We start from the raw sequence: 948 nt of genomic DNA, 5'->3' as shown, positions 1-948 counted from the left end.
CCCCACGACTCGTACGCGGCCGGATCGGCCAGCGAGTCCGCCGCCACCCGGTGGAGCAGGAGCGGCCCGTTCCGCCCGTACCCGGTGGAGTACGCGTAGACGTGGCCGTCGTCGGCGAGCGCCCACGTCAGCAGCTGGAACAGCCCGCCGTGGGCGTCCCCCGGGAACCGGGCCCCGGTGTGCCGCCAGGTCGCGCCCGCGTCGTCCGACCGCCAGACCTCCGCCCACAGCACGTTCCCCCACCCGCGGTGCACGCTGACGTGCAGGTACAGGCTGCCGTCCAGCAGGATCACGTCGGACGGCAGCATGGTGGTGAAGAGCGGGTTGTCGTGCTCGTACGCCCACAGCTGCCGGGCGTGCTCCCCGCCGACGGCCCCGCTCCAGGCGATGCCCTCGTCGAGGCGCGAGGTGTCCGAGTACAGGCCGACGGGGGAGCGCCACCAGCCGCCGCCCACGCGGGCCTCCTCGAAGGTGTCGCCGAACACGAACAGCATCCGGCCGTCCGGCACCCGGACCGGAATCCCGAGGTCGGTGGCCTCCATCCGGAAGCGCGTGGTGATCCCCGGGCCGGTGAGGTCGCGCACCTTCGCCACCAGGAGCCCTCCGGACCCGCCCCGTCCGTCGCCTTCGGGCCCGTCGGGGCCCCGGACCCCGGCACGTCCGCCCGGGCCGGCCCCGAGGGCCGCCGCGGCCGCCGCCCGCAGAAACGTCGACCGGCGCATCCCCGGCCCGCGCACCACCGTCACGCCTGCACAACCCGGACTGCCGTCCGCACGTCACGCCCGCCCGGCGGTGCACCCGCTCCCGCGCGCCCGGGCGGAACGCCCGCCCTGCCCTCGCCGCCCCGCGGTGGCGCGTTCGGGTGGACCCCGAACCGCCGAGACCCGTATCGGCCGCGTCGTCCGCCACGATGGAGGACGACGCGGCCGATACGGGTCTCGGCGGTTC

Annotated in this window: 1 protein-coding gene; it reads right to left on the bottom strand. The window is 76.4% G+C overall.

The window, feature by feature from the left end; translation table 11 throughout:
• On the bottom strand, positions 1-593 hold a 593-nt coding region (locus EF903_RS33000), incomplete at its 3' end, for a DUF4185 domain-containing protein (RefSeq protein WP_260616244.1).
• Positions 594-948 lie beyond the last annotated feature (355 nt).

Origin of the sequence: Streptomyces sp. WAC05292 (genome assembly GCF_003949955.1) — a bacterium.
GTDB classification, from domain to species: domain Bacteria; phylum Actinomycetota; class Actinomycetes; order Streptomycetales; family Streptomycetaceae; genus Streptomyces; species Streptomyces globosus.
The sequence above is the reverse complement of the archived record's forward strand: the minus strand, read 5'-3'. Positions and strand labels throughout refer to the sequence as shown.